Annotated in this window: 17 protein-coding genes; 5 read left to right on the top strand and 12 right to left on the bottom strand. The window is 55.7% G+C overall.

Annotated elements, in window-relative coordinates; genetic code table 11:
- Positions 1 to 24: 24 nt before the first annotated feature.
- From FH603_RS09210 to FH603_RS09185, 6 genes are all read right to left on the bottom strand, one after another.
- Positions 25 to 1,398 carry a glycoside hydrolase family 88/105 protein gene (locus FH603_RS09210; RefSeq protein ID WP_186737196.1) on the bottom strand — a complete coding sequence of 458 codons (1,374 nt, stop codon included), beginning with the start codon at positions 1,396 to 1,398 and terminating at the stop codon, positions 25 to 27.
- 52 nt (positions 1,399 to 1,450) lie between these two features.
- Complete coding sequence (locus FH603_RS09205; RefSeq protein WP_186737195.1) at positions 1,451 to 2,107, bottom strand: hypothetical protein; 657 nt, start codon at positions 2,105 to 2,107, stop codon at positions 1,451 to 1,453.
- Positions 2,108 to 2,246: 139 nt separating this feature from the next.
- A complete protein-coding gene (locus FH603_RS09200) occupies positions 2,247 to 3,143 on the bottom strand; it encodes an alpha/beta hydrolase (RefSeq protein WP_186737194.1) in 897 nt (298 codons plus the stop codon).
- A 27-nt stretch (positions 3,144 to 3,170) separates the two neighbouring features.
- Positions 3,171 to 4,478: an alpha/beta hydrolase family protein gene (locus FH603_RS09195; RefSeq protein WP_186737193.1), complete on the bottom strand. Its 1,308-nt coding sequence runs from the start codon at positions 4,476 to 4,478 to the stop codon at positions 3,171 to 3,173.
- 125 nt (positions 4,479 to 4,603) lie between these two features.
- On the bottom strand, positions 4,604 to 5,746 hold the full coding sequence (locus FH603_RS09190; protein WP_186737192.1) for a DEAD/DEAH box helicase: 1,143 nt from the start codon (positions 5,744 to 5,746) through the stop codon (positions 4,604 to 4,606).
- A gap of 254 nt (positions 5,747 to 6,000) precedes the next feature.
- Positions 6,001 to 7,323 (bottom strand): DEAD/DEAH box helicase, encoded by a 1,323-nt coding sequence (locus FH603_RS09185; RefSeq protein ID WP_186737191.1) that lies wholly within the window; start codon positions 7,321 to 7,323, stop codon positions 6,001 to 6,003.
- 61 nt (positions 7,324 to 7,384) lie between these two features.
- On the opposite strand from FH603_RS09185, the gene FH603_RS09180 reads away from it, so the two are divergent.
- From FH603_RS09180 to FH603_RS09160, 5 genes are all read left to right on the top strand, one after another.
- On the top strand, positions 7,385 to 8,707 hold the full coding sequence (locus FH603_RS09180; RefSeq protein WP_186737190.1) for a DEAD/DEAH box helicase: 1,323 nt from the start codon (positions 7,385 to 7,387) through the stop codon (positions 8,705 to 8,707).
- 206 nt (positions 8,708 to 8,913) lie between these two features.
- The gene (locus FH603_RS09175) at positions 8,914 to 9,483 is read left to right on the top strand and encodes a hypothetical protein (RefSeq protein ID WP_186737189.1); all 570 of its coding nucleotides are present in this window, start codon (positions 8,914 to 8,916) and stop codon (positions 9,481 to 9,483) included.
- Positions 9,484 to 9,690: 207 nt separating this feature from the next.
- Positions 9,691 to 10,281, top strand: coding sequence for a DinB family protein (locus FH603_RS09170; protein WP_186737188.1), 591 nt, complete (start codon positions 9,691 to 9,693; stop codon positions 10,279 to 10,281).
- Positions 10,278 to 11,009 carry a pseudouridine synthase gene (locus tag FH603_RS09165; RefSeq protein ID WP_394366391.1) on the top strand — a complete coding sequence of 244 codons (732 nt, stop codon included), beginning with the start codon at positions 10,278 to 10,280 and terminating at the stop codon, positions 11,007 to 11,009. Before FH603_RS09170 ends, FH603_RS09165 begins: the two co-directional genes overlap by 4 nt.
- Positions 11,010 to 11,091: 82 nt before the next feature.
- Positions 11,092 to 11,379, top strand: a complete 288-nt coding sequence (locus FH603_RS09160) for a hypothetical protein (protein WP_235985467.1) — start codon at positions 11,092 to 11,094, stop codon at positions 11,377 to 11,379.
- Between the two features lie 44 nt (positions 11,380 to 11,423).
- Here the strand turns inward: FH603_RS09160 and FH603_RS09155 are convergent, their stop codons facing one another.
- The 6 genes from FH603_RS09155 to gatA form a co-directional block, all read right to left on the bottom strand.
- Positions 11,424 to 12,485, bottom strand: coding sequence for an aldo/keto reductase (locus FH603_RS09155; protein WP_186737187.1), 1,062 nt, complete (start codon positions 12,483 to 12,485; stop codon positions 11,424 to 11,426).
- A gap of 125 nt (positions 12,486 to 12,610) precedes the next feature.
- The gene (locus FH603_RS09150) at positions 12,611 to 13,708 is read right to left on the bottom strand and encodes a BamA/TamA family outer membrane protein (protein ID WP_317171274.1); all 1,098 of its coding nucleotides are present in this window, start codon (positions 13,706 to 13,708) and stop codon (positions 12,611 to 12,613) included.
- Between the two features lie 213 nt (positions 13,709 to 13,921).
- Positions 13,922 to 21,586 (bottom strand): T9SS outer membrane translocon Sov/SprA, encoded by a 7,665-nt coding sequence (sov, locus tag FH603_RS09145; RefSeq protein ID WP_186737186.1) that lies wholly within the window; start codon positions 21,584 to 21,586, stop codon positions 13,922 to 13,924.
- Between the two features lie 433 nt (positions 21,587 to 22,019).
- Positions 22,020 to 22,607, bottom strand: coding sequence for a Holliday junction branch migration protein RuvA (gene ruvA / locus FH603_RS09140; protein WP_186737184.1), 588 nt, complete (start codon positions 22,605 to 22,607; stop codon positions 22,020 to 22,022).
- Positions 22,608 to 22,782: 175 nt separating this feature from the next.
- On the bottom strand, positions 22,783 to 24,393 hold the full coding sequence (locus FH603_RS09135) for a lytic transglycosylase domain-containing protein (protein WP_186737182.1): 1,611 nt from the start codon (positions 24,391 to 24,393) through the stop codon (positions 22,783 to 22,785).
- Positions 24,394 to 24,501: 108 nt separating this feature from the next.
- Positions 24,502 to 25,965, bottom strand: a complete 1,464-nt coding sequence (gene gatA / locus FH603_RS09130) for an Asp-tRNA(Asn)/Glu-tRNA(Gln) amidotransferase subunit GatA (protein WP_235985468.1) — start codon at positions 25,963 to 25,965, stop codon at positions 24,502 to 24,504.
- Positions 25,966 to 26,057: the final 92 nt, after the last annotated feature.

Here is a 26,057-nt window from a genome sequence, read left to right as displayed (position 1 = left end):
CATGTGCCCTGCCAGCCACTACCTTCAACGCTTCTGTGTCAGCTGTTGCAAAGAGCTGTCGTTGATTTCGAACGATTGTTTTGCCAATAGATTGATCACTTCCGAACCCGCCAGCAGCACAGGGCCATAGCTGTGGGCTGCGTAAACGTTGATAGGGCGGTGGTAGTAAAAGGCCGGATCGAAACCCATGCCAGTCCCGACGCAGGTACCTTCGACCTGTCCGTTGTCGGTTACTTTGGTCGATACGGCGTTCCACGCGAGCAGGGTCATGGGCGCATACGCCAGCCCGTCGATCCAGCCCCGGTTGATGGCCCGCGCAATTGAAAAGGTATAGATCGCCGTTGCCGACGTTTCCAGGTAGGAGTCGTTGCGGTCGAGCAGCTGGTGCCAGAACCCTGACCCCGACTGGCAGGCCGCCAGCCCCCGCACGTGGGCCCGCAGCAGGTCGAGCACGGCCGCCCGACCCGGATGGCTGGCGGGCAGTACCTCCAGCAACTCCACATTGGTCATGATAGCCCAGCCGTTGGCCCGCGCCCAGTGAAACTCGGGGTGGTCCTTCATCCCTTCGACCCAGCCGTGCATGTACAGGCCTTTCTGCGGGTTGAACATCCGTTTCGAGAATTGTAACACTTGTTTTACGGCTTCGTCGTAGTAGGCTGCGTCGCCGGTCAGCTTACCCATCTGTGCCAGCGCGGGTACCGCCATGAACAGGTCGTCGAGCCAGAGCGTGTTGGGCTGAGGCCGGTTTCGGGCGAGCGTCCCGTCGGCCAGGCGGTGTTCTTTTTTGGTAATGTAGTTGATATACCGGTCGATTTGCGGGCGCAGGTTCGTCTTGACGCCACCCGCCCGGCTGGCCTGGATCATGGCCGCACACATGGCCCCGGCATCGTCGAGGGCATGGGGTGCCAGCATCTGCCGGAGGGGTGTGTTGGCTTTCGGTTCGGCGGTGACCTGCGGCTGAAAATAAGGGATCAGCCCATTCAGGAACGTCAGCCGCTGGTTGGTGTACTCGGCGAAGCGCGGATCGCCGGTGGCCTCGCTGGCCCGCAGCATCCCGGTATAGGTAACGCCCCACTCATAGCTCGTCAGCCGATAGTCGCCGGGTTTTATGATGGCCTCGGGCCTGAAAGTTGTAAAATCGGTGATGGGCTGACCCGTGGCGCGGTCAACGACCTGCATGGGCGTCACCTCGTTCAGGTAGCTATGCACCCGGTTCAGCACTGCGGTTACGGCGCTCACGTCGGGCTGACCATAGGGAACGGGGTAGTCGGGTTTGAGCAGGTGCAGGGGCGTTGTTGAGTCGTTGGCCCTGGGCGGCACAGCCTGACCTACTGCCGACTGCCGGGCAGCAACGGTGCAGAACAACAAAAGGGAGAAAGCAGTAGTCGTGTAGGTCATCAAGGCACAAATCGGGGTACGCTGCACGTAAGACGATTTATGCCTTGTTTTACTACTGCTGTTGGCAAAGTTGGTTATACGCCAAGACCATCTCGCCGAAGTGGTTCCAGTCGCGTCGGGTCGCGGTGGGGTACTGGCGAACAAACACCGGGCAGTCGCCCAGGAGCGTTTCGTGAATAGCTTCCATGTCGCTTCGTTTGGCCAGTAACGATTCCTCGTTGTTCTTCAGTACGACGTAGCTCATCTCCTGCCGATTCAGCTCGAAGGTGAAATTACCGAAGGTATAATCGGTCGTTTTTTTCCAGCCGGAAGCATCGAAATACAGCGCGATACGTCCGCCGGGCGGGGTCAGGCGCTCCAGCAACATCGGCTTCCCGTTTCGGCGGGGGTTTGGTACGCGTTCGAACACGACGGCTTCCCGGCTGCGGGGAATGTTGCCCGTTGCGTACGCGTAGTTGGGAATGTACTGGACAATAAGCCGCAGGTTATCGCCTTTGAGCTTCACTTTTTTATCGTCCCCGGTCTGAACGATGACGCCCGCCGGAGAATCATTGACCATCGACCCCACCCGTACCCGGCCCTGGATGGTGTCGTTCGCGACCGTTATGACGTAGCCGTCTGTCCATTGGGTGATAGCGCCCAGCGGATTAAACTGAGCCAGTGTAACGTTGCTGATGACCAGCATGCTGATTAGAAAGAGGGATTTCATGTTCGTCCTTGTTATGCTTCACAAGGATAGACACAGTCCGACAGACAAACCATTCCAAATCTGATGAAACGGCAAAATGGGTGGATAAATGGTCGATCTGGCCATCGAACTGTCGAGTCGTCGAACCATACTAGGTTTACTACTTTGCGCCGACGAATTTCAGCAAATCACGATAGATGAGGTTGTTGGCCCAAAATAACTGAGTCACCATCGGCACGTGTTTCTTGCCCGCCATCACAATATACGTGTGTTTTATGCCCAGGCCGGTGAGCTTCCGGTCAAAAACACCCCCACTGATACTGATGCTGGGATAGGTTTTACCCCCCGTGTAGAGCAACATCGGCGGACTATCTTTTCCAACGAAATACATGGGCGACACCGACCGCCAGACCGTCGGATCTTTCCCGAAGGGAACCAGGTATTGCTGGTCGTTGGGATACTCCATCTTCTGGAGGTAGTCATACATATCCAGCCCGGCCGGATCATCGAGAATAGCGCCTTTAACGGGATTTCGGGTCAGGCCCAGTCCGGTAAACAGCTCGTCTTTCGTAGCCATCAACGCAGCCAGTCCCCCACCAGCCGAGTGGCCCATAGTGAAAATCCGGTTGGGGTCGCCCCCGTATTCGGCAATGTGTCGCGTGGTCCACAGAACAGCATCGGCGCAGTCGTCGGCCATGGCAGGGACGAGGACGTTCGGGGCGAGCCGGTAGTTGATGATCACCGCCACGACGCCCTGCTTCGCCAGCCGCCGACCGATGAACCAGTAAATATTTTTACTGCCGCTGTCCCAGTTGCCTCCGTGGATGAACAGCACGACCGGATAGCCACCCGCCCGCTTTTTCGTTGGGGCATACACATCGAGTACGTGGCGCTCGGCGCTGAAGCCCGGCGAGCCAGTTTCCCGATAGGCAATATCTTTCGTGCGTTTGCTGGGCCGGGCCACGGCGCACTCGTTGACGAGCAAGACTAAAAACAGCAGGATAACGCAGGTCCCCAACGCAGTGGGAACCTGCCAGAATAAACGGGAGAATGTCATGTAGGTTATAGTACGTAATCGGTACGGCTACGGTTTGGCGTGACGCATTTCCAGACCAACCGACGTTCTCGGTTTGAAGCCCGTCCAGGGGCCGGCGGCATCGTTTTCTTTCAGATCGAAGTACTTGCCGTAGTCCATTTTCTTTAGCTGCATACCCAGAAACGCCGTTACAAAATGCTGGTTGATGTTATTGATCCGGCGCTCGTTCCAGGCGGGTTCGGAATACCGCATGTATTCATCGAGGGGCAGACCCGGCTGCAGCGACTCCACCGGGGGCGGGTTCGGCGCAACATTATGCCGGGCGTTCAGGTACGTAAGCATGTACCGGTCGGCATTCACCGCTCCGTCATAAATGGCTTTGATGCCTTTCTCGTAACCCGAAATATCATCCTTGCTCCCGGCGATGAAAAGCGTGGGTAGCTTTAGCCCGGCCAGCCCGTCGGCATCCCAGACGCCACGCTCCATACCCCAGGGCGCAAAGGCAACCACGGCTTTGACCCGCGGGTCCTGCGAGGCTGTCAACTCCGGCGCGCCGGTCGAGCGGGTTTGTAAGGCAGTGCTGCCGCTTGTCATCTGACCAAACAGTTTTACGGCTTGCGGACTGTAGCCCGCCCCGGCAGCATTGAGTACGCCATAGCCACCCATCGAATACCCCACCAGGGCCGTGTTGTTGGCATCGAGCAGACCCGACAGAAACGACCCGGTTCCTTTTTCACTGCGTTTTGCCACTTCGTTCAACACGAACAGATCATCCGTTGCGCGGTTCAGCAGGGTGCTGGGAAATCCGGCGGCATCGCGGTAGGTCGATTCGGCATGGTCGATGGATACCACAACGTATCCCTTCGACGCCAGGTTTTCGGTCAGGTAAGAGAACATCAACCTCGACCCCAGGTAGCCGTGCGATACAATAACCAGCGGGTATTTTCCGGTGCCTGGATCAGGGTCGGCGTCGCGCAGGGCCCGGCCCTGAAAGGTGAACGGAATAAGAGGCCGCTTGGGGTCGTTGGCCGACCCCATCACTTCGTCATACGTCACCAGCTCTGCCTTGCCTGCCGGAATCCGGGCGGGGTACCAGACCTCTACCGTCAGCGTGCGGTCGTAGAGGGGTGCTTTTCCGTCTTTCGGATGCAATACATCAACCTGGCCCGCATGTATCAGTTTCAGCGTACGAACGCCCACCCCGGATGAACCACGCGCAGCCAGTTCGGGGGCATCGGGCAGTAAATCGCCGAAAACGAAGGAGGGCTTAGCAAGCTGATTCTGAGCAGACAAAGGGCTTGTCGCTGTCAGCACGACTGAACAAAGCAGGGACGTGAACAGTACATGTGGTTTCATGGAAAGGGCTTCGTTTGCGGGAGTGAACGGGTGGATTCAGAAAATGGGCGCAGATGAAAAGACATCCGCTAACCAGGCCCCAATAACCTACCTTAAACCGAGATTTACAATGGGGGCGGGGGCGGTCAATACCCGGCCAGATCGATATCTTCCGAGTTGATCATCTCGACCCGCTTTTTCATCTTTTTCTGGATGACCCTGAAATGATGTTCCTCGTCGGGGGTGATGAGCGAGATCGCTTCGCCGGAGGCCTCAGCCCGGCCTGTCCGGCCAATGCGGTGGATATAATCTTTGGGCGAGCGGGGCAACTCGAAATTGATCACGTAGGGCAGAAACTGAATGTCGATTCCGCGCGACATCAGATCGGTGGCGACCAGCACGGTGAGTTCCCTGGCCTTGAACCTCGACAGCGCGTCACTGCGGGCACCCTGTGTTTTCTTGCTGTGGATAGCAGCCGCCTGGATACCGTTCTTGCTCAGCTTGGTCACCACGTTATCCGCCGTCCGCACCGACGAAACGAATACCAGTACCTGCTTCATCTTGCCCGTTTTGATGATGTAGCGCAGCAAAGGCCCTTTGCGCTCGGCATCGACCCGATACGCGGTCTGTTTGATGAGGTCGATGTCCTGCTCCTCGTCGTCGATCTGAATCGTAACCGGGTTCCGCAAAAGGCTCTGGTTGATGTCGGCAATGGCATCGCCCAGGGTAGCGGAAAACAAAATGGTCTGTCGTTTCGCCGGAACCAGGTCGAATACGCGGTTCATCTCGTCGGCAAATCCGAGTTCGAGCATCTTGTCGGCTTCGTCGAGGACCAGTATTTCCACATCAGACAGGCGCAGGGCATTGGACGACACCAGGTCCAGCAACCGGCCCGGTGTGGCCACTACAATTTCGGCTCCATGAACCGCAATCATCTGCGGGTTTACTGCCACCCCACCATAGATGGCCACGGTTTTTACCGGATTGGGCAGCGCCTTTCCAAACGTCTGGAACACGTCGGCCACCTGAATAGCCAGCTCCCGCGTGGGCACCAGCACCAGCACGTTGACACGTTTGATTTTAACCGTTTTAGCCCGGTGGAACAGTTCCAGAATAGGCAGGACAAAACTGGCGGTCTTGCCGGAGCCGGTCCTGGCAATACCCAGCACATCTTTCGCCTGTAAAATAGCCGGGATGGCGTCCTCCTGAATGGGATACGGTTTTGTATAGTGCTGTTCGGCTACTGCCTCAACGAGCGGCTTTGACAGGCCAAGGGTTGAAAAAGACATAAATCTGTTTTTACTGTTGGTGATGAAGCGGGTTCTTCATCTAAAATTCACTTATAAAGCAGGCATATCAAGGCCGTAGGGCTATCCTGTCAATGGTATTCCCGTTGGCGGATACTAGCCGGGGAGCGATGTAGCCTGGACGGCCACGTCCGGGTAAGCTTATTCCCGTTTCACACCCGGACGTGGCCGTCCAGGCTACATCGGCCCCGGCGACTACGAATCCTGATCAGGTTCTTACGCCTTGGACGATGGAGTTATTTCTTCCCGCTTCGCTTAATGGGTCTGCCGTATTTCAGCATTTTCTCGGCGGCATGGTCGCGACGGACGTTGACTTTCTGGTTCTTGAGGGCTTTCTCATGAAAGGCCGGACCCACATCCTCGCGGACTTTCGGTTCGAGGCTTTTCATGTTTATCTTCGGTTGCTCGTCGGGCGTCAGTTCGTCAGAGATGACCAGGCTCTCCGGTAGCGGCACCATGGGGATCTGATACTTCATCAGCGTTTCAATGGCGGCCTGCTGCTCTTTTTCCCGCTCGGTAATGAACGAAATGGCGATACCCGTTTTATCGGCCCGACCCGTCCGGCCAATGCGGTGGATGTAGTTTTCGGGTACATCGGGCATGTCGAAGTTAACGACATGCGATACTTCCGCCACATCCAGACCACGGGCAATGATATCGGTCGCGATCAGGATCCGGTAGGTACCGGCCTTGAACTGGTCGACGGTATCGAAGCGCTGGTTCTGGGCTTTATTGGAATGGATAACCCCTAGCTCCTCGGTAAAATCCTGCGATAGCTCCTCATACAACTCATTCGCCAGTTGCTTGGTGGCCACGAAGACGAGCACTTTAGTCATCTCCGCATCCCGGCGCAGCAGCAGGTTGAGCAGGTTTATCTTGGTGTAAAAGTTAGGCACTTCATAAGCGCGCTGGTCGATGGTATCCAGCGGGCTGCCCATGGGAGCGGCCTCCACCCGAACCGGATTCGTAAAAAACGTATCCATCAGCTCCGATACCTCGTTGGTAAGCGTTGCCGAGAAGAGCAGGTTCTGCCGTTTGACCGGCAACAGATCCAGAATATTTTTCAACTGGGTACGAAAGCCGAGGTTCAGCATTTCATCGACCTCATCGATAACCAGTCGTTTGATCGCTTTCGACTTCACGGCCCCGCTCATCAGCAAATCGACCAGGCGGCCCGGCGTCGCTACCAGCACATCGGCTCCCTGCTGCACCTCGGCGGCCTGCGGTTTCAGGTTCACGCCCCCATAAACGCCCACCGTCAGCACGTTCATGTATTGGGTGAGGGCACGAACCGTCTCGACAACCTGCACGACCAGTTCCCGCGTCGGCACGATGATCAGTAGCTGCGGGGTGCGGCTGGGCGAAAACTGAAACAGCCGCAAACAGGGCAGCAGATAGGCAATGGTTTTGCCGGTCCCCGTCTGCGCAATACCGCACACATCCCGCCCCGACATAGCTACGGATAACACATTTGCCTGAATGGTGGTCGGTGTGGTGTAGCCAAGGTCATTGAGAGCGTTGAGCAGGGGTTTGTTCAGGTTGAGTTCGTCGAACGTCATAGCGGTAAACATCAAATACACAACAAAGGTACGTTTAATCCCTAAGCCGTACCTTTGAGGTATGATATCCAATCCACAACAAGCGCAAATCCTGCTCAATCTGGGCATCGACGCCCTGAATCCCATGCAGGAGGCCGCGCAGAAAGCCATCCGGCAGGCCAACGACACCTTCCTGATCGCCCCTACCGGCTCAGGCAAGACGGTCGCGTTCCTGCTGCCCATCCTGCAACGACTCGACCCGGCGGTTTCGAAGGTGCAATGCCTGATTCTGGCACCCTCGCGCGAACTGGCGGTGCAGATCGAACAGGTCTGGAAAAAGATGGCAACGGGCTACAAGGTAAACGTATGTTACGGCGGGCACTCGGTCGACACTGAGATCAACAACCTCAGTAACCCGCCCGCCCTGCTCATCGGCACCCCCGGACGGATCTGCGACCATATCGAACGCCGGTCGGTAGCGCTGGATGCTGTACTTACCCTCGTACTCGATGAGTTCGACAAATCCCTGACGCTGGGCTTCCACGAAGAAATGGCGTTTATCGTCAAAAACCTGCCCCACCTGCGGAAACGGGTGCTGGTGTCGGCCACGTCGGACGTGCAGATTCCCGACTTCATCCGGCTCCACGCCCCTACCACGCTGACGTTTACGGCCAACGAAGACAGCCCGTCGGCGCTGACGATGAAGGTGGTGTATTCCAAAGAAAAGGATAAGATCGATACGTTATTTGCCCTGCTCTGCTCCCTCAATTCGGAAGCGGCTCTTATCTTCCTCAACCACCGCGAAGCCGCCGAACGCACCAGCGACCTGCTGAACGAGCGCGGCATTTACTCTACGGTATACCATGGCGGGCTGGAACAGGTCGACCGTGAGCGGGCCTTGATCCAGTTCCGGAACGGTAGCGTCAATTACCTCGTCACCACCGATCTGGCAGCCCGCGGGCTCGATATTCCGGAGATGAAGCACGTGATCCATTACCACCTGCCCCAGAAAGAACAGGAATTTATCCACCGCAACGGCCGCACAGCGCGGATGCACGCGTCGGGTACGGCCTACGTAATCCTGAGCGACGACGAACCCCGTCCCGATTTCCTGCCCGAATCGATGGAGCCGCTTCAACTGTTGACCGGCAATCCCTTGCAGGAACCGCCCGAATTTGTGACGCTTTACATCAGTGGCGGCAAGAAGAACAAACTCAACAAGGTCGATATTGTGGGCTTCTTCTCGCAAAAAGGCAAGCTCGACAAAGGTGATCTGGGCCGTATTGAAGTGCAGGATTTCATGTCGTTTGCGGCCGTGAAGCGCGACAAAGTCGATGCGTTCCTGGCGCGCATCAGCGATGAGAAGATGAAGGGCAAGAAATACAAAATAGAGCAGGCCCGGTAAGGTGCTGTAGACCGGTTTGCGGTGGTGGCGAGGATGATAATGAGCTTATAGACAGGATAAATTGACCTGGGTAACAGTTGCATTAACGTATGCAATTGGGTTTATTCACAACTGGTTGAAGGGTTGTATCTTAGGTATTCTGGCCCTTCGCAAATACCTGCGTGGGTAAACTGAGGCCAACTAATACGCATTTAAACAGCAGCCTTATGATACGAATGTTGACGCTTATATGGCTATTCGCGTGTCCGATCGATGGACACAGCCAAGCACAAGACTCAAAAACGTTCATCCAGGATTATTTTGGGGCGATAGCTAAATTGATCTATAGAGATAGACTGGATTCCCATCAACTTGATGCGATGAAGAGCGCGTTGAATAAGGACACCTTATACGGATTACGTGGCATTGCCTATGATTCGTCCCAAATACTGATACTTTCTCCGCAGGAAAGAACGTACATTGATCAGGCCTTGGTTAAACTGGCGGGGATCCGATGGGACCGTGATTTATTCAAGTATGGACATGTTATGTCAGAAGACAGTTTGGAAGCCATTTTCATGGGTCCTAAACATCGGGGCTGGTCCTATTTCAGGCAGCATTATGGCACCAGTCTACAAGAGTTTTCAAACCCTATCTTTATCCGTGACAATACTGTATGTATCTTCTATTCAGGGCATACTTGCGACTACGAGTGTGGCGAAGGATCGTTGTCTATCTTTAGACAGGAAAATGGAAACTGGCATTTATGGATGAAACTTTATACCTGGATGAGCTAAAGACGTGTTGGGCAATTGGAAAGCCGGTAGACAAATCATTCTCCTGCGTTCGGAGTAAGGGCCAATGGGTATTGTCACCAGAACAAAAGCGTTGGCCGTGATGAATCTGGCGATCTTTGCGCCACCGCCCCAACCCATCCCAGCCGGTTGACATCGGGCGGGCCAGGTTATACCTTTGCCGGTAACCCTTAGCCACCGAATCAGCACATGGAAAATTTGCAGTTCAATCCCGTTACCGGTCCCGTCACGGCGCAGGAACGGGCCTATGCCATCAACGCCCTAAGCACGACAAAAGAGGCTCTCCACGCTTCCGTAACAGGTCTGTCGGTGGAACAGCTTACCTACAAACCCGGCCCCGATCGCTGGTCTATCACCGAATGCCTCGAACACATCGTTCTGGTGGAGAAAGGCATTTTTGGTGCGGTACGGTCGGGGATGAACGGGCCCGCCGAACCCGACAAACGGGCCGAGATCAAGGTGTCGGATGTGGACGTGATCAAAGGCGTTCGCAGCCGTTCCTTCCGCATACAGGCCCCTACCCCATTCGTTCCAACCGGTCGCTTCGGTGACGCAGCTGGTGCTCTGGCCGCTTTCGATGAACAGCGTGCGGCCGTTGTCGACTATGCACAAACCGTGACGGATGATCTGCGCACGCACTATTTCATGCACCTGGTGATGGGTCGGCTGGACGATTACCAGGCCCTGCTGCTGATAGCATCCCACGGCGAACGGCACCGCAAGCAAATCGAAGAAATCAAAGACAGTCCAAATTATCCATCGACCAGCCCGCCCCTGTGATCGACATCCTGACAACGCCCCTACCCATTCTCTACCAGACGGGCGATCTGGTGGCTATCAACAAACCCCACGGCCTGTTGGTCCATCGGTCGCCCATAGCCAGCGACGCGGCCGAATTTGCCGTGCAGCTGCTCCGCAATCAGTTGGGCCAGCGCGTCTACCCCGTCCATCGGCTGGACCGCAAGACGGGCGGGGTGCTGCTGTTTGCGCTCAATGAGGTCATGAACGCGACCATGCAGCAGCAGTTTATGGAGGGAGCCGTTTCAAAGACCTACCTCGCCATCGTCCGCGGCTACACCCCCGACGAACAGGCCATCGACTACCCACTCCGACGCGACGATGGGAACGGTGGATTGGGCACGCTACAGGATGCCTTCACCGCGCTCAAAACCCTGCGCCGAACGGAGGTCAATGTCCCGTTTGGCAAACACCCTACCTCGCGCTATTCGCTGGTCGAGCTGACGCCGACTACCGGTCGGATGCACCAGCTGCGGAAGCATATGGCCCATATCCTGCACCCTATCATCGGCGACCGCCCCCACGGCTGCAACAAACAGAACAAGCTTTTCCTGGAGCAGTTTTCCATGAATACCATGCTGCTTCATGCCCGGCAGATCCAGTTTAAACACCCCATTTCGGAGGAGACCATTACGGTAATCGCCCCCTTGCAGGCCGAGTTTAGCCGGATGTTGACGACCCTATTTGGCATGGACAAGCCGGAAGCCTGAGCGAACGATACAGCTAGTGAATTAATTGCCCCTTCGACGCAACCCCTTGACCAGTAACTACGTATTGGCTCATATGCGATTCATGGCAATTTTCATTCGGCTCGATACGTGTTACGCGGTAGGCTTCGATGAGCTGGCCGACGCAACAGATTTCCTGTTCTGGGGGTACGAAGAACAGGATTTGCTGCCCTGTGGCACCTATGATCTGCTAACGGGCGAAACGTCCAGTTATGAACACAGAGGGCATACGGTAGGTCTGTTTGATCCCGAGTTGATCCGACAGACAGCCAATGAGTACGCCCGGGCGGCTTTCCGGCTGGTTGGCCGATTGGAACGCCCGACCCGCAAACCGCCGGGGCAGGTGTTGTAACGATTGCGGCCAGGGGATGGTATCCACTGGCCGCAACAGAACTGTTATTTTGTTCCAGACACCGCTGGCTGGGCTGCGAAGAGCGATGGCCCCAGGCGGTCCCGGCCCTGCCGCTCAATCATCCACTGGGGATAAGGCTTGGGTTTCTGGCTTACCTCGTCCAGTTGGGTAAGCTGTTCGGTCGTCAGGCTGAGATCGACAGCACTGATGTTGTCTACCAACTGATCGGTGTTTTTGGCACCGATAATGACGCTCGTCACGGCTGGTTTCGCCAGCACCCACGCCAGCGCAATACGCGCCACCGATACCCCATGAGCCTGAGCGATGGACTCCATAGCCTCGATGATATCGTAAGCATGCTCCTGATCGACGGGTGGGAAATCGAAGTTCAACCGACGTGACCCGTCTGCCGGCTTATTGGTCCGGGTGTATTTACCCGACAGGAATCCACCCGCCAGCGGGCTCCAAGGCAGGATGCCCATCTGCTGATCCTGCACCATCGGCACGATCTCATTTTCGAGATCACGACCGGCAATGGAATAGTAATTCTGCGTCGAAACAAACTTGGTCCAGCCGTTTTTCTCAGCAATGCCATTGGCTTTCATGACCTGCCAGGCCGCCAGGTTCGAGCAGCCAATGTAGCGTACTTTGCCGCTTCTGACTACGTCTTCCAAACCGCGCATGGTTTCTTCCAGGGGCGTCATCGGGTCAAATCCATGGATCTGGTACAAGTCGACATGGTCGAGTTGCAGCCGCTGCAGGCTATCCTCCAGCTGCTGCATGATCTGCAACCGGCCCAGGCCTACCTGGTTTTTCCCTTCGCCCATGCGGCCCCGCACCTTAGTAGCAATAAACAGTTCGTTCCGCGACAGCCCCAGCGATTTCAGGCTTTGTCCCAGCAGCGTTTCCGACTGCCCGAACGAATAGACATTGGCCGTATCAATAAAATTAACGCCATGATCCACGGCTGTTTTAACAATGTCGTTGACAGCGTCCTGCTGGAGTTCGCCCATCGCCTTCCAGTAGCCATCGCCACCAAAGGTCATCGTGCCCAGACAGATTTCGGAGACTAACACGCCGGTAGTACCAAGAGGGTTGTATTTCATGAGGTTTGATTGTTTACTTAATTCAACCGGCAACGCTTCAGAATGTTGGCCGCTTTATAGTGTATGTCATCCAGGCAATTGGCAACCCGTAATCTAACCGGGTCCATCGATCACCCAGCAATGAATCAGAATGCTTCGCCCAGCGAGAAATAAACGCCGGTTCCTTCGCGCGTGATGCCCAGATCGGCGCGCAGATACACGTCTTTTTTCTGGAAGAACAGAAACCGGACTCCGCCCCCTACCGCCCAGCGAGCCTGGTTGAGCTGTAGCTGACTGACAGACGGTGCCACGGCCCCTAATCCACCAAATAGCGTGCCACCCCATCGTCGGCTGAATGAGAACGGTAGCCAGCGCAATTCAGCCTGTGCGGCCAGCAGGTTTTTGTCGCGGTACCGCCCGAGGTAATAGCCACGCATGGTATTTTCGCCCCCCAGTAAGGCCAGACTATTGAACGGCACATTCCCATTGATAAACATACCCGTGGCCTGCAAAGCCAGTATGCGGTTCCGGTTACCAAGGGGCCGGTACAGCCGTCCGTCGAACAGGATGCGTTGGAAATCAAATGTATTTCTCTGGAGCAGGTTGCGCAGGGCGGCCACCTCGACAAAAGCGCCTTTCCGAACGTTCAGCACGTTTTTCCGATTGTCGTAGACCAGTGTAGCCCCCAGTTCCAGCGTCGTTGACCCGCGCGCGCCCAGCGGAAGCTCGGTAGTACCCCTATTGTCGCGGGCAAACGAAACGCCCTGTAAACTCTGCAAGTCGACTTCCGGTCCTGCATACAGGTTTCCGATTACTTTTCGCAGTACGCGCTGCCGAAATTGTACGTAACTGGAGCTGACCAGCAACGGGTTATCCGGGCTGGATTCAGGCCCTATCCCATAGTAGAGCAGCGGAAACTGCTGATAGCGCGCCCGCCCAAGCAGGTAATACGTATTCTTATCGGAGTATACCGCGTTTTCGAGTTGAGCACCAAACTGCCCGCGTAACGTAACAAACCCGTACAGCACGATTTCGCTCAACCGGTTGACGAGGGTGTCATCTTTCGCGTAGTAAAGCGAGAAAGCGCGTACACCGATTTCCAGGCTGGTTTCGGGCGCATAACCGGCTGTTGGGAAAACCAGTACCCGCGAGGAGGCTGTCGACGAGGTATCGTTCAGGGTTTGGTAGATAAACCGACCCAGACCCCGCTGAGCATATTTCGGTGTCGGCTGTTGGGCCAACACGGGGTATACTGCCCATAAAACGCCTATCAGGCAACTTACCAATCGTTTCCCTGCCACGTTATTCAGCGCCTATCATTTATTGATAAAACCACTGTGGACGGGATGTGTTCCAAAAGATGCCGTTTTTGCTCAATAGACTGTTGGGCAGACAACGAAAAAGCCGCTCCGTCCCGGCCAGAAGGGGAACGAAGCGGCTTTACAAGGACACTCGCCTTACTCGGCCAGATTGAACTTTACCTGTATGCCGCCCGCGGTAGTGGCCCGTCGGAATGAGTTGGACACCAGCGGATCGTTGAAAGTACGGTCGAAGTAAAAATTAAAATTGAGTCGGCGGTTGACGATATAGCTCAGTTGCGGGCGTAACTGAAAGTTCACGTTCCCGGCGGTGATGATCTGCTCGGCGTCCAGTTTACGCTGGATAGCCCGCGTGTCGCGCAGGGTCAGGTTACAGGAGAACGTCAGGTCATTTTTCAGCTTCCTGTACGCCCCGTTGATCCGGAACGGAATCCGGACATTCTGCCGGGTGAAGCCTACCGAAGCCGTCAGGTCCTTGTTGGTTAGCTCGGCCACCTGCGAGTTCGACAGGCTCAGGGCTATATCGCGGCTCTGGTTGTACTCCAGCCGCCCGCTGATGCGGTTTTTCGTCTGGAACTGAACTCCCAGCATCGGCGCAAACTTCTCCGACATGGTGATGGTACTCATGGCAAAGACCGGTACGAACTGCCCCTGCTGGTTGAGCACATTTGCCATCGGGTAGCCCTGCACAGCCAGGTTGACATAGGCCGCTCCATACTCCAGGTTCGAGATGAAGTTACCAACGCTGTAGTTCGATGTGTAGCTGTGGGTAACGGTGAACGCCGTGAACTGCTTCTTGATAAAAGCCAGACCCGACAGGCCGTTATAATCGATTCGCCAGTTGGGCAAGGGGAAATTGAAGAACGGGTTCAGCTTCGTTTTGTCGAGCTTCGCCGAGTCCTGACCGCTATAGGCGGCAAAGAAGGCCGGAATCAGCACATCCTGCGAAGTCTTATTGTATCCCCCACTCTTCTCCGGATTGGCGTCGGTCAGCTTACGGATAAAGAACTGCCGGTAATTCTCGAACCGGTCGAAGAGCGGAGAAGAATTGTCTTTCCGCAAACCGACAAACGCCGTACGGAACGACCAGAACGACATCGAGAACTGACCGTTACGCACCGGCGACTGCGTCTCGAACGGCCCGCCCTGCGCCCCCGGCCGGAAATATTCCTGGTAAGCGTCCGTCCGGTCGAGCCGCCACTCTATCTGCATCCGGAAATCCCGGAACGGCTCCAGCGTCGTGCGGGCGTTGAACTTCTTGGTCAGGTTCTGCTGAAAAGCCGTGTTCAATACCGTACTCGGCGTAAGCCATCCCTTTGCGGCTGCCCGATACTGAATGGTCCGGTCCTGACTGCCCAGCACAAATCCCAGCCCTGGTGCATTGTTGGCATCCAGACCAAAGAACCTCGGCGTGGGCAGAAAGCCTGGCAGGATGGTCGACTCCTGAACGGTATACGAGAAGTTGATCCCACGCACCGTCAGCAGGGCGCGGGTGAAATTCTTAAGTATGCGGCTCTCACCCCGAACGATATCTTCGATGTCGCCGGGGTTACGGGCAAAATTCTTCCGTACCGGCGCGGGTGTGTTGGCAAAGCGCAGATACCGGATCTTGTTGTAAAGCCGGATCAAGTCCACGCGCCCCGTAATACCCCGCTCGCGGTTGTTGCGCAGGATATTGCCAAACGGCACACCCAGCGTATCGGCAATGCCGAACGAGTTGGCCTGAAACTGGTAGCCAATGCCGTAAATGGCGTCGGCAGCGATCCAGTCGAGCAGGGGAATTTTGTCCAGCGGCAGGCGGTAGGTGGCCCGGATGTCCTGCACAAAGTTCTTCAGCCGGCCCAGGTTACGGATGCTCTGTACGATGGAGTCGCGCTTTGCCTGGGTGTTGATATCGCCCGCCGGTTCGTCGATGATGGAGTTGGCCTGCGCACGGTAGGTCAGCACGAGGCTGCGCGTCAGGTTCCAGGTCAGGTCGTAAAAGCGATTGAAGAGAAAATACTTCTCGTACTGCGGTACAATCCCGTCGGTTGTCAGGTCGGAACTGCGGAGCTGGGTCTTTACGAAGCTCCGGTCCATATCGGTCCGGATCGACACCAGCGACGGCAGCAGGGTGAGGTTGAAATCCTTGAGCCAGCGCAGGTAAGGCGCTTCGAACGACGCCTTGTTCCGGAAGGGTTCAAACGCTTTCGGCTGGGCACCGTACGTGTAGGCAATTCCACCCCGGTACTGCTCCTGCAAATATTCTTCGGTCAGGATGTTGGTGCGCTTCGTGTCGTTGAACGCATAGGTGAAGGCCAGGTTCTCGAAGTCCCAGAAGTGCGCTTTCGCGTTCGGGTTCGTCTTCACCTTCCGTACGTTCGAGAAGTTGTACCCCCGGCGGGTGGTGTTGTCCTGCACCAGTCTCCGGTAACTGTCGGGATTGGTACCCTCAGGCAGCGACGACAGCGAGGTTTCCAGCGGGGTATCGGGATCGAGCGGGTTGAAATGCGGATCGACATTCCGGGTGTCGTAATTGACATAGAGCGGAATCCGGAAACCCCACTTCTCCGGCAAAAACTTGTCGACGGCAATGGCCGACGAAATGCCAAACTCAGACGTCGTTTCGCGGGCACGCTCCCCAATTTTTGTCTGTACACCCCCAAACCCGAACGTTGTCAGGCGTCCCGAAGCGGTTACGGTGGCGAGGTCGGCCAGTTTCATGTTCAGGGCCGCAATACCAGCCACACCGGCATGCTGGTCATACCCGTTGGCCCGCAGTTCGTTGACCCAGATCGTGAACGATTTGGGCCGCTCATCGCCCGACTTCGGATTGCGCACGCCAATCATGATCGACTGCACCGAACTCAGATCCGGGTTACCTACCACCGTCAGTTTATACCGCTTATCAGCCGACGGAAGCGTAAAGGGCAGCGACGACCGGCGGCTTAAATTCCGGTTTCGTTCCGCTTTCAGATTGATCAGTTCAGACAGGGCGAGGTCCAGGTCATTACCGCCCACACCCATTGGCCAGACAAGCGTCGGATCGTTGACACCATCGCGGGTAGCCACCAGACTCGGTATTTCAATCTCGTAGTAGTTGTCGGTGTAGTCGGTACCGATCCGCACGAAAGCACCCACCTGATTGCTTTCGTTTTCGGCGTTGTGCATGTGAACGAACATTTTGATGCGCTCCCGAAACTGAAGATCGATGTTCGTATTCCGGAATGCGCCCCGCGAGTCTCCATCGCGTAGATTCGTCACGCTCATCCGCATCGACTGCTCGTTTAGCTCCACCTGGTTGACCTGGGTAAAGTCGCGATCCCGAACGTAACCCGGTGGCACGGTATACACGTACTTATCACCGCCCGTAGTCGACGCCTGCGGCTGGCTGTTCTCTTCAATGTTGACCGTCGAGACCGTAAAGTTAGCGTCGTAGGGTTCGGGCACTTCCTGCAATCCCCGCTGGTTGAGGTCGCCGAGGTACTTGCGGTACTGGTTGGCTTCCATCTGTAGCTGCGCAAAGCGGAGCACGACCGGCTGATCGAAGTCGGTCAGGTACATACGCGCAAACCGGATGGACTTGAATCCGTTGATACTACCCACTTTCCGCAGCGGCTCCCGGATAGGAATCCGGAACTGGTACCAGGTTACGCCCCCTGGCAGGCCGTCGACATTCACGACAACCTTATCGACAATGTTATTTTTACCCACCTCCAGCTGCCCCCGACGCAGATCAACTTCGTATTCGTAGTACGCTTCGTTGTCGTTGATGGTGTTATCGATGTTGAGGTCTTCGATATCGGGCAGCGTCGTCGATGCGGGCGTCAGAAACGCGTTGGTCGACGTATTTTCGGGGGAGTTGTTCTCCATACCCATGTACCGTTTGTAGCGAGCCACAATGTATTTCTGCCGATCGGCTTCTTCGCCCAGGTAGAACTTGAAGTCGTCGCCGGACGGGTCCTGCTGGATCTCGCTCACCACATCGGGGTTGGCGGTAACCCGCGTCCGAACCGTATTGAGGTAGCCCTGAAAACGGGTTTGTTCGGCCTCGTTCCTGAGTCCTTCCAGACCAACGTCCTGATTTTCGCGGCCACCACTCTGGAACGCATTCGTTACAAACTGCTGGCGGGGTGCCTGCCCCCAGGGGGTCGCTTCGGTGCCGGGATTCCGCCCGTTGTTGGCGGTTGTGCTGGCCGGTTCACCCGTAGCCGGAAATCCGTTTTCGAATTCATAACGACCATCTTTGATCACATCTTCCGAGATATCACCGAGGTTGAAGACCAGTTTACCCCCCGTCGTGTTCGGCCGGTTCTTCGTGTCGTCGGGACTACCCCGAACCAGACCGGCTTGCCCCTGTACGAAGGGGTCCATGAGCCAGAAGGTGATGTTCTCGATGTTGGCATTGTCGAAATCGATGTCCGACGCGATAGCCCGCGTTACGGCACCAAAATTTCGCTTCGGGTTGGGCAGGGTCCCATCCGTGTTCAGGTTCGGGTTGTAATTATACATCCCCCGCTCAGCCGGGAAGTACGACACGTCCAGGATACTTTCGGGCAGTTGCACGACCCGCGCCGACCGGCCAGGAAACAGCTCCTGTGGCAAAAAATATCGTTCATAGACGTTCCGTTTAGCCTCTTCGGGGTCTACGTTGGCTACCGCTCCCTGGATACCGGGCGTGTAAATACTTGGATCGACCGAGTAGACGGATATCAGCGCGCGGTTATAGGCAAACTCCAGCGGGTTCTGGAACGACCCCTGCGGAAACTGCTGGGGCGTGGCACCAAGCCGCCAGCGCGTTGGTTGGCGGGTCAGGTCAAAAATTGTCCGCGCAGCCTCGAAATCGTCCAGGTAACTGTCGTTCTTGGCGCGGGGGTTGGTACCGGGCAGGAGCTGCGCCACCTCGGCGTTGAACTGGATGTTCGACAGCTCTTTGGTCTGCACCATCGGCAGGGCATCCAGCAGGCGCGTAAGGCCCCGTGAATCTTTGCGGATATTGGCGCTCAGCCCAAGGATCGTGTTGTTGACCGGCTCGTTACCGATGGCAACACGGGTAAGGAAACCGGCGGGGGTCTCCTTCATGTGCATAGCCGTTAGCCCCAGGCTTATGTCTTTATTGACGGCGTAGTCCAGGCGGGTACCGATCAGAGTCCGGATCTGGTTCTGGAACAGGTCGGGCTGTTCGTAGCTGATCCTGATCTCGCGGCCCGAGTTGGTTACGCTTTCGTTGATGATTCGCAGCCGTCCGGTTTGGGCTTCGAGTACGTAATCCTGCCCCGGCGAAAGGGGTACGCCCCCCGCCGTTACCGTTACCGACTGTTCATTGACGCCGTACGGCAGTTGTACCTCGGCTCCATTGCCCGACTGGAACGACCCGCGGAGGAAGAATTTATTTCTGTCGGCCAGTTGCTGAGCGTCGGCCAGGGTCGTTCGATAAAGCTGATTGAAAACGTACTTGGCTTTCAGGTTCTCCTCGTCAGAACCAAACTGCTGCTCCAGGTAAGAGCCAAACGGCTCCAGCACGGGGAAGATGATCTTGCCATAGCGGCTGTCGACGGTAATGTTCTCGACAAAATCGAAGTTACCGTCGGGCTGGGCGTCCAGCTGCTGGTTAAGCCGGTCCATATTGAAGACCTGCACCAGTGGTTTGTTCTGTAGCCGACGGCCTTCCTGTAGGTTCGGGTTATCGATACCCGTCAGGTCATCTTTATACACAATCCGTAGCTGAAATCCCTGCCGGGTAATCTGCGCCGTGTTAAGGGAGTAGATGTTTTTCATCATCAGGTTCCACATCGGCAACTGAAGGTTGTTGCGCAGCGTAGCCGATTTCAGCAGTTTCAGCACCAGCACTTCATTGTCTGGCCGGGCCTGATAGTCTTCGGTCAGTTCCCCTACCTTATACCGTCGGCCCTGGTAGGTGTATTCATAGGAAACGGCCAGAATTTCGTCGTTGCGCAGGGGCGTTACGAGCGAAATATACCCCAGTTCGGGCTGGAGCTTAAACTCCCGCTCGGTCAGGCGTTTGGCTCCGCGCAGAAGATCGAAGTCGATGCCTTTGGTCAGGCCATAGGTCGTTGTCAGCACTTCCGAGCTGCGGTCTACCTGCCGGAGCGGATTGGTAGCATTGCTGGTCAGCTTGTCGTATAGCCCATTGGCCCGGTTGTCGGCGGGCGTCCGGCCATTGCGCGAAAACGGCTGTAGGTTCGGGTTGGCCTGGCTATATGGGTTGCCCTCGCCCAGATCCTGAAACGCGGCCAAGTTGCGCAGCGTCTCCGTAGTATTGGTCCGGTTGGTAACGTATACCTCAATACGCGTCACGTTCACTCCCGACGTTACCTGCGGCAACGACCTGAGTGAAGCTTCGTAATTGTTCCGGAAAAACTGCGACAGGAAGAAATGTCGATTCTCGTCATACTGGTCGCCCCGAATTTCGAACGGCCGGTTCGACGTACCTCCCCGCAAAACAATCTCGCTCTTGCGCGACCGCTGCTGCGATAATACGGCCGTCGCATTAAGTTTACCAAAGCGAAGCTGGGTCTTTATCCCGAACAGATTCTGCACGCCCGGAATCAACTGGCTGTTAACGGCCCAGTTAATGTTGCCCACTTCGAGCCCTTGCAAAATACTTTCATTCTGGGGCGTAAAGGCGGGTAGCTGACCGTCGATACCGGGCAGATTGGGCGCAGCGGGCAGCGTTGGTGCACCGGGCAGGCCCGGTAGTCCTGTACCGAGGCCGGGCAATCCACCCGCTGGCCGGTAATTGACTTTCAGCGCATTCTCGAAGTTGAAACTGGCTTTGGTGTCGAAGTTGGCTAACACGCCCAGGCGCTCGCCCACCTTTCCGTTGAAGTTAATGCTGATCTGCTCATTGAACAGAAAATTCCCGTTCCGGCGCTGCCGTACCGGAATGACCGGGTTATCGATAAACTGGTAGAGATACCCAAAGTCGAGGGTAACGAAACCATTGGGCTTGAAGTCGACGGTGCTGCCGCCAAACAACCGGTCGACGATGGGGGGCAGGTCCAGTTTAGGTACCAGGCCACGCCCGCTTACCGCGCTTTGCCCGTCTCGTCGGGCACCGTATTCGCGCCAGAGGTTCTGCTCAACGCGCTGGTTCTGAAGCTGGTTGTAGGTCGAGTAAGGTATCGTTTCGGCCGGGCGATAGGGCATACCGAACTGAGAGGGCGGCAGGGCCAGTCCCGGAATGGGTAAGCCCGGTGAGAGCGTGCCGGGCGGGGTCGTGCTGGGTGCGGCTGCATCAGGAAAAATTGCCCCATTCGGTACGCCGGGTAATACCGGTACGTTGCCTGAGTTACCCTGCACATTGTTAGGCGTAGGTGTGCCCGACAGCGAAACGCCCGAACGAACCCGTTCTGATACGGCAATCTGCCCATCGGGGCCAAGTCCAAAATCGGTTGAAACCCCTTTTGGGTCCCGGAGTATGAAAGGCGATTGCGACGGGCGTTCTGAAAAACGGGTAGCCCGACGGTCGGGCCAGTTAATGGTCGGCCGGCGGTTGGCTGAGCGAATGGCCCGTATGCTATCGTTGCGATCTTTAACAGCCTGTTTGATCGAGTCGGCCCGCACGGTGGCCCGTCGGCGCGACTCGGCCCGCGCTGAATCGGCATTCACCTGCTGACGCCGACCCGCAGCCCCGCGCCGGGCGGGAGCGGGAGCCGGCTGGTCCTGCCCAAAAGTCACTCCCATTCCAATAGCGAGCCAAACCCCCAGCGTCAACCACCCATTCGGAAGGAACAGAAATCGACTGACGGTGACAAAGAAATGGCTAACGGCAGGACTGTGAACAAAGTAAGGGTTCACCATTGGGGATACTGTAGGGTTCAATTAAAGTAGCGTACGGTATGTCTTTCTTTCAAACGGCCAAAAACGGGCCAATCGTCTAATAAGCAGATAGATTTTTTAATCGGTAGTCTCATCCAGTATAGGATCGTTGTGTAGAGGACTAAGATTGGTAAAACTACATAAAAAGGTTGGCTTGCCTAAAATCTTTAAGCAGAAGCAATTAGCCTTTCTTCCACTAGGACAATCAGTTTTTTATACATATAAACAAATATCGTAAATATCATATTAACTCCTAGCTATATTTCTATGCTTAAACAGATGAATGCCCGACGGATAAATCCATCAGGCATTCATCTGTTTTGATTGAGTTGATCTGGTTCGATTGTTGAGCGCAGGTAGCCAGAAAACCTCCAGCCTACCCGAAACGGCAGCAAGCCAGACAAGGTCTGATTTATTAGCGCAACGCCCGCCGGATTACGTCCTCTACCGACAGTGTTGGATCTGCTTTCAGCGCATCGTCTACACTCTTTTCAGCAGTTGGTTTTGGGAAACCTAACGCCATCAGGGCCGCCAGCGATTCTGAGCGGACAGGGTCGGCTTCCTGCTGCCGGTAGGTAGGTCCACCCGACACCACGCCCGATTTCTTCATCTTGTCGCGCAGTTCCAAAATGATACGCTGAGCCGTTTTGGCACCAATACCCTTGATCGCCTGTACAGCCCGCACATTCTCCCCTAAAATAGCCAGCCGAAGGTCGCCGGGTTGCATGGCCGACAGCATACCGAGGGCGGTATTCGGGCCAACGCCCGATACGCCGATCAGGTCCAGAAACAATGACTTTTCGTCGGCTATCGCGAAGCCGTACAGGAGTTGAGCATCTTCGCGAAACAGGTGATGCGTAAACAGTTTAACCCGGTCGCCCCCGCCGGGCAATGTTGAATAGGTTTGCAGCGAGATATGAACTGCGTAGCCTACGCCATGTACGTCGATGATAACGTAGGTAGGCTCTTTATAGGAAAGCACCCCGTCTAAATAAGCAATCATTCAGTCGTGAAAAAGCTGGTTGGCAGCTTGTTAATGAGGAATAAAGATACGCATTTTTAGCGACTTCCGGGCTAGAAAGCGTGTACGGTATAACCAGAATGAGCGGATAAAACGCCGGTTGTTGACTACGTTTCCGGGGTTATATCCGCTCATTTACCGGCTATAGCCAGCCGTTCTACCCCACAATCAGTTTCTGTCCCGGCCGTAATGAATTGCCACGGATGTTGTTCATCTTCTTGAGTCGGTCGATGGTCAGACCGTCATACCGCTGGGCAATATTCCAGAGCGTATCACCATCCTGCACCCGGTGGTAGCGTGGTTTGAACTGCCGGGTCTGGGCCATAACTTCAGCCTTTTTGCGGGATTTAGCGCTCCCCTGATCGGCTAACTGCTCAGCGCGGGTTTCGGTTACTTCTTTCAGAATGATCAGCTTCTGTCCCCGTTGAATGGTCGACGAACGCAGGTGATTCCATTTCTTCAGGTCGTAGAGTTCCACGGCGTACCGGTCGGCAATCTCGCCCAGGTTATCCCCCCGTTTCACTACATACAGTTGTTTGCGGGGCTTGCGGGCAACTATTTTCTCAATTTCGTCTACAGGCTCATCGGCGGGTTCGGCAATGGCCAGTTTAGCCGCCAGCTTCGCCGACTTGTCGCTGCTTTTCTCCGCAACTGCCAGCGTTTCTTCCGGGAGCGTCTCATCCAGCGTCATGTGTGCCAGTGGATTACTACCCAGCGCCGACCACGATTTCATTGAATCGGTTCCGTAGCGAATGTCTTCGGCCTGAGCCAGCAGCGTATGTGCCATGGTTGGCGGCAGTTGACTGGCCGAATCCATAACCGCCCGGCGGTGGCTGGTAAAATAAGCATACTGCTGACGGGGCACCCGCAACGGATACTGGCGGGTATATTCGGGCAGGATGGTCGTTGTAATGGCCGGATTCATCTTTTGCAGATCGGCCAATGGCATCGTACTGTGTTTGGCAAACGTTTCGAGGTTGAAATAGCCCGACACCTGAATGGTATCGTGCGGGATGGGGAACTCGTAGTTTTCGGCGACAATGCCATGGTCATTGCAATGATGCATCAGGTAGGTGAACGCCACGAACTGCGGCACATAGCCCCGCGTTTCTTTTGGCAGCGCATCGTAAATGGTATAGAACGAATCGCCCCCCGACCGGCGCATAGCTCGTTTTACGGCTCCCGGCCCGCAGTTATAACCCGCCAGCGCCAGTTCCCAATCGCCGAAGATAGTGTATAGATCGCGGAGGTATTTACAGGCGGCTTCCGTAGCTTTTACGGGGTCCATCCGTTCATCGACATAATCGTCCTGATACAGCCGCAGGTCACGACCGGTGCCCGGCATGATCTGCCACAGCCCACCAGCGCCCGCGTGTGAAATGGCCCGCGGGTTTAAAGCTGATTCTACGATAGACAGGAATTTCAGCTCGTCGGGCAGGCCATACTGCGCCAGCATTCGTTCATAAAGCGGGAAGAACAAGGGCATTCGCTCCATCATCAGCTTCGTCTTGCTCGGCTTTCGGAACGTAAAATAATCTACATAAGCCTGTACCGACTTGTGGTAATTCAGCGGAATATCTTTCTGAAGCTTAGCCAGCCGCTCTTTCAGCAAACTGTCGGGCACAGTGGCTACGGCCGCAATAGTGTCTTTTTTTACGATTGTGCTGTCACCCAATTGAATCGTAGTCCCGGCACTGGCTACCCTTGTCAGGCCCAGTACCGCACTCAACAGCCCCACAAAAAACAGGCTACGGTTCAGATACGTCATCAGTTTGTCGGTTAGTTTTATGTTACGCGAAAAGGGAATGATGAGCGATGAATGATGAACGATAAATGATCCCAGAAGGCAAATCATTCATCATTCATCATTCATCATTCATCGCTCCCTTTCTAATCTTTTTGCCATAGCCACTAGGGCTCCTTCTTCGAATGGCGGAGCCATTAGTTGCAAGCCTATAGGTAACCCATCAACATCAGTGCCATTTGGAATCGAAATGGCTGGATACCCGACTACATTTGCCAGCACCGTAAATATATCGGCGAGGTACATTTGTAGCGGATCGTCTTTTTTCTCACCCAGTTTAAACGCGGTCGTCGGCGTAGTGGGCGACAGCAGAAAATCAAACTGCCCGAATATACGCTCCGTTTCCTGCCGAATCAGCCGTCGTACCTGCTGGGCTTTGGTATAATAAGCATCGTAATAACTGGCACTCAGTACAAACGTGCCGAGCAGGATACGTCGGCGCACTTCAGCGCCGAAGCCTTCTGTCCTGCTTTTTTTGTACAACGCCAGCAAGTCGCCCGATGGTGTGTGCCGATACCCATATCGTACACCATCGAAGCGAGACAGGTTCGAAGAAGCCTCCGCTGTAGTCAGAATGTAATACGTTGGGAGGAGGTATTTTAGTAAGGCGAGGTCGATAGATTCTACGGTATGGCCCATCGCCCGAAGTTCATCGATCCGCCCCTGCGTGGCTTCCCGGATGCTGTCGTCAACGCCTGTACTCTCGACACCGGCACTCAGGTAGGCAATTCGTAGGGGCCGCGATTCGACAGCAGCCTGGTCCGGCAATTGAGCTTTCGAGTAGGCATCGACGGGCCGACTCGACACCGTGCTATCGAATTCATCGGGGCCAGCCATGACTTCAAGCAGCAAAGCAGCATCATCGACCGTATTGGCAATCGGACCAATGCAATCGAAAGAAGATGCGTAGGCGATCAGGCCCCAGCGGCTGATTCGACCGTAGGTAGGCTTCAGCCCCACCACGCCACAAAACGCAGCTGGCTGGCGAACGGACCCACCCGTGTCGGAACCGATGCTGGCCAGACAAAGACCGGCCTGCACAGCCACCGCCGACCCGCCACTCGACCCGCCCGGTACCCGGCTCGTATCGGCCGCGTTCCGCACTGGCCCAAAGGCGGAGTTTTCGTTCGAGGAGCCCATGGCAAACTCATCGCAGTTTTGGCGGCCGATAATGATGGCATCTTCGTCCAGCAGGCGCTGAACGGCGGTAGCGGTAAACTGGGCCGTAAATTGATCGAGGATGAGACTGCCAGCCCGCACACCGTGCCCGGCGTAGTTGAGTACATCTTTGATACCAATGACCATACCCGCCAGCCGACCAGCCTTGCCAGCCATCAATTTCTGGTCGATGGCATCGGCCCGGGTCAGGCTCTCATCGGCATAAACGTCAGTGAATACGTTCAGGTGCTGGTATTCTTCGATGCGGGTGAGGTAGTCGGCCACCAGTTGACGGCAGGAGATAGTGCCGGAAGCCAGCGCGGACTGAACAGCGGAGAAGGTACGGTAGACGGTCAAGATCAGGGAAGGTGACTTCATAGCACTGGATAGCAAGTGCCAGACCTGATCAATAATTGAGCCGATCGGCGGGTTGACTTATCCGGCACTGGTTAAAAACGAAAACAGACAAC

This window comes from Spirosoma utsteinense, from assembly GCF_014282275.1.
Taxonomy (GTDB): Bacteria; Bacteroidota; Bacteroidia; order Cytophagales; family Spirosomataceae; genus Spirosoma; species Spirosoma utsteinense.
This window is presented reverse-complemented; position numbering and strand designations above follow the sequence as displayed.

What these genes read in the sequence shown, in the direction of transcription:
- FH603_RS09210 (WP_186737196.1), bottom strand. Translation starts at nt 1,398, where the DNA reads ATGACCTACACGACTACTGCTTTCTCCCTTTTGTTGTTCTGCACCGTT.
- FH603_RS09205 (WP_186737195.1), bottom strand. Translation starts at nt 2,107, where the DNA reads ATGAAATCCCTCTTTCTAATCAGCATGCTGGTCATCAGCAACGTTACA.
- FH603_RS09200 (WP_186737194.1), bottom strand. Translation starts at nt 3,143, where the DNA reads ATGACATTCTCCCGTTTATTCTGGCAGGTTCCCACTGCGTTGGGGACC.
- FH603_RS09195 (WP_186737193.1), bottom strand. Translation starts at nt 4,478, where the DNA reads ATGAAACCACATGTACTGTTCACGTCCCTGCTTTGTTCAGTCGTGCTG.
- FH603_RS09190 (WP_186737192.1), bottom strand. Translation starts at nt 5,746, where the DNA reads ATGTCTTTTTCAACCCTTGGCCTGTCAAAGCCGCTCGTTGAGGCAGTA.
- FH603_RS09185 (WP_186737191.1), bottom strand. Translation starts at nt 7,323, where the DNA reads ATGACGTTCGACGAACTCAACCTGAACAAACCCCTGCTCAACGCTCTC.
- FH603_RS09180 (WP_186737190.1), top strand. Translation starts at nt 7,385, where the DNA reads ATGATATCCAATCCACAACAAGCGCAAATCCTGCTCAATCTGGGCATC.
- FH603_RS09175 (WP_186737189.1), top strand. Translation starts at nt 8,914, where the DNA reads ATGATACGAATGTTGACGCTTATATGGCTATTCGCGTGTCCGATCGAT.
- FH603_RS09170 (WP_186737188.1), top strand. Translation starts at nt 9,691, where the DNA reads ATGGAAAATTTGCAGTTCAATCCCGTTACCGGTCCCGTCACGGCGCAG.
- FH603_RS09160 (WP_235985467.1), top strand. Translation starts at nt 11,092, where the DNA reads ATGGCAATTTTCATTCGGCTCGATACGTGTTACGCGGTAGGCTTCGAT.
- FH603_RS09155 (WP_186737187.1), bottom strand. Translation starts at nt 12,485, where the DNA reads ATGAAATACAACCCTCTTGGTACTACCGGCGTGTTAGTCTCCGAAATC.
- sov (WP_186737186.1), bottom strand. Translation starts at nt 21,586, where the DNA reads ATGGTGAACCCTTACTTTGTTCACAGTCCTGCCGTTAGCCATTTCTTT.
- ruvA (WP_186737184.1), bottom strand. Translation starts at nt 22,607, where the DNA reads ATGATTGCTTATTTAGACGGGGTGCTTTCCTATAAAGAGCCTACCTAC.
- FH603_RS09135 (WP_186737182.1), bottom strand. Translation starts at nt 24,393, where the DNA reads ATGACGTATCTGAACCGTAGCCTGTTTTTTGTGGGGCTGTTGAGTGCG.
- gatA (WP_235985468.1), bottom strand. Translation starts at nt 25,965, where the DNA reads ATGAAGTCACCTTCCCTGATCTTGACCGTCTACCGTACCTTCTCCGCT.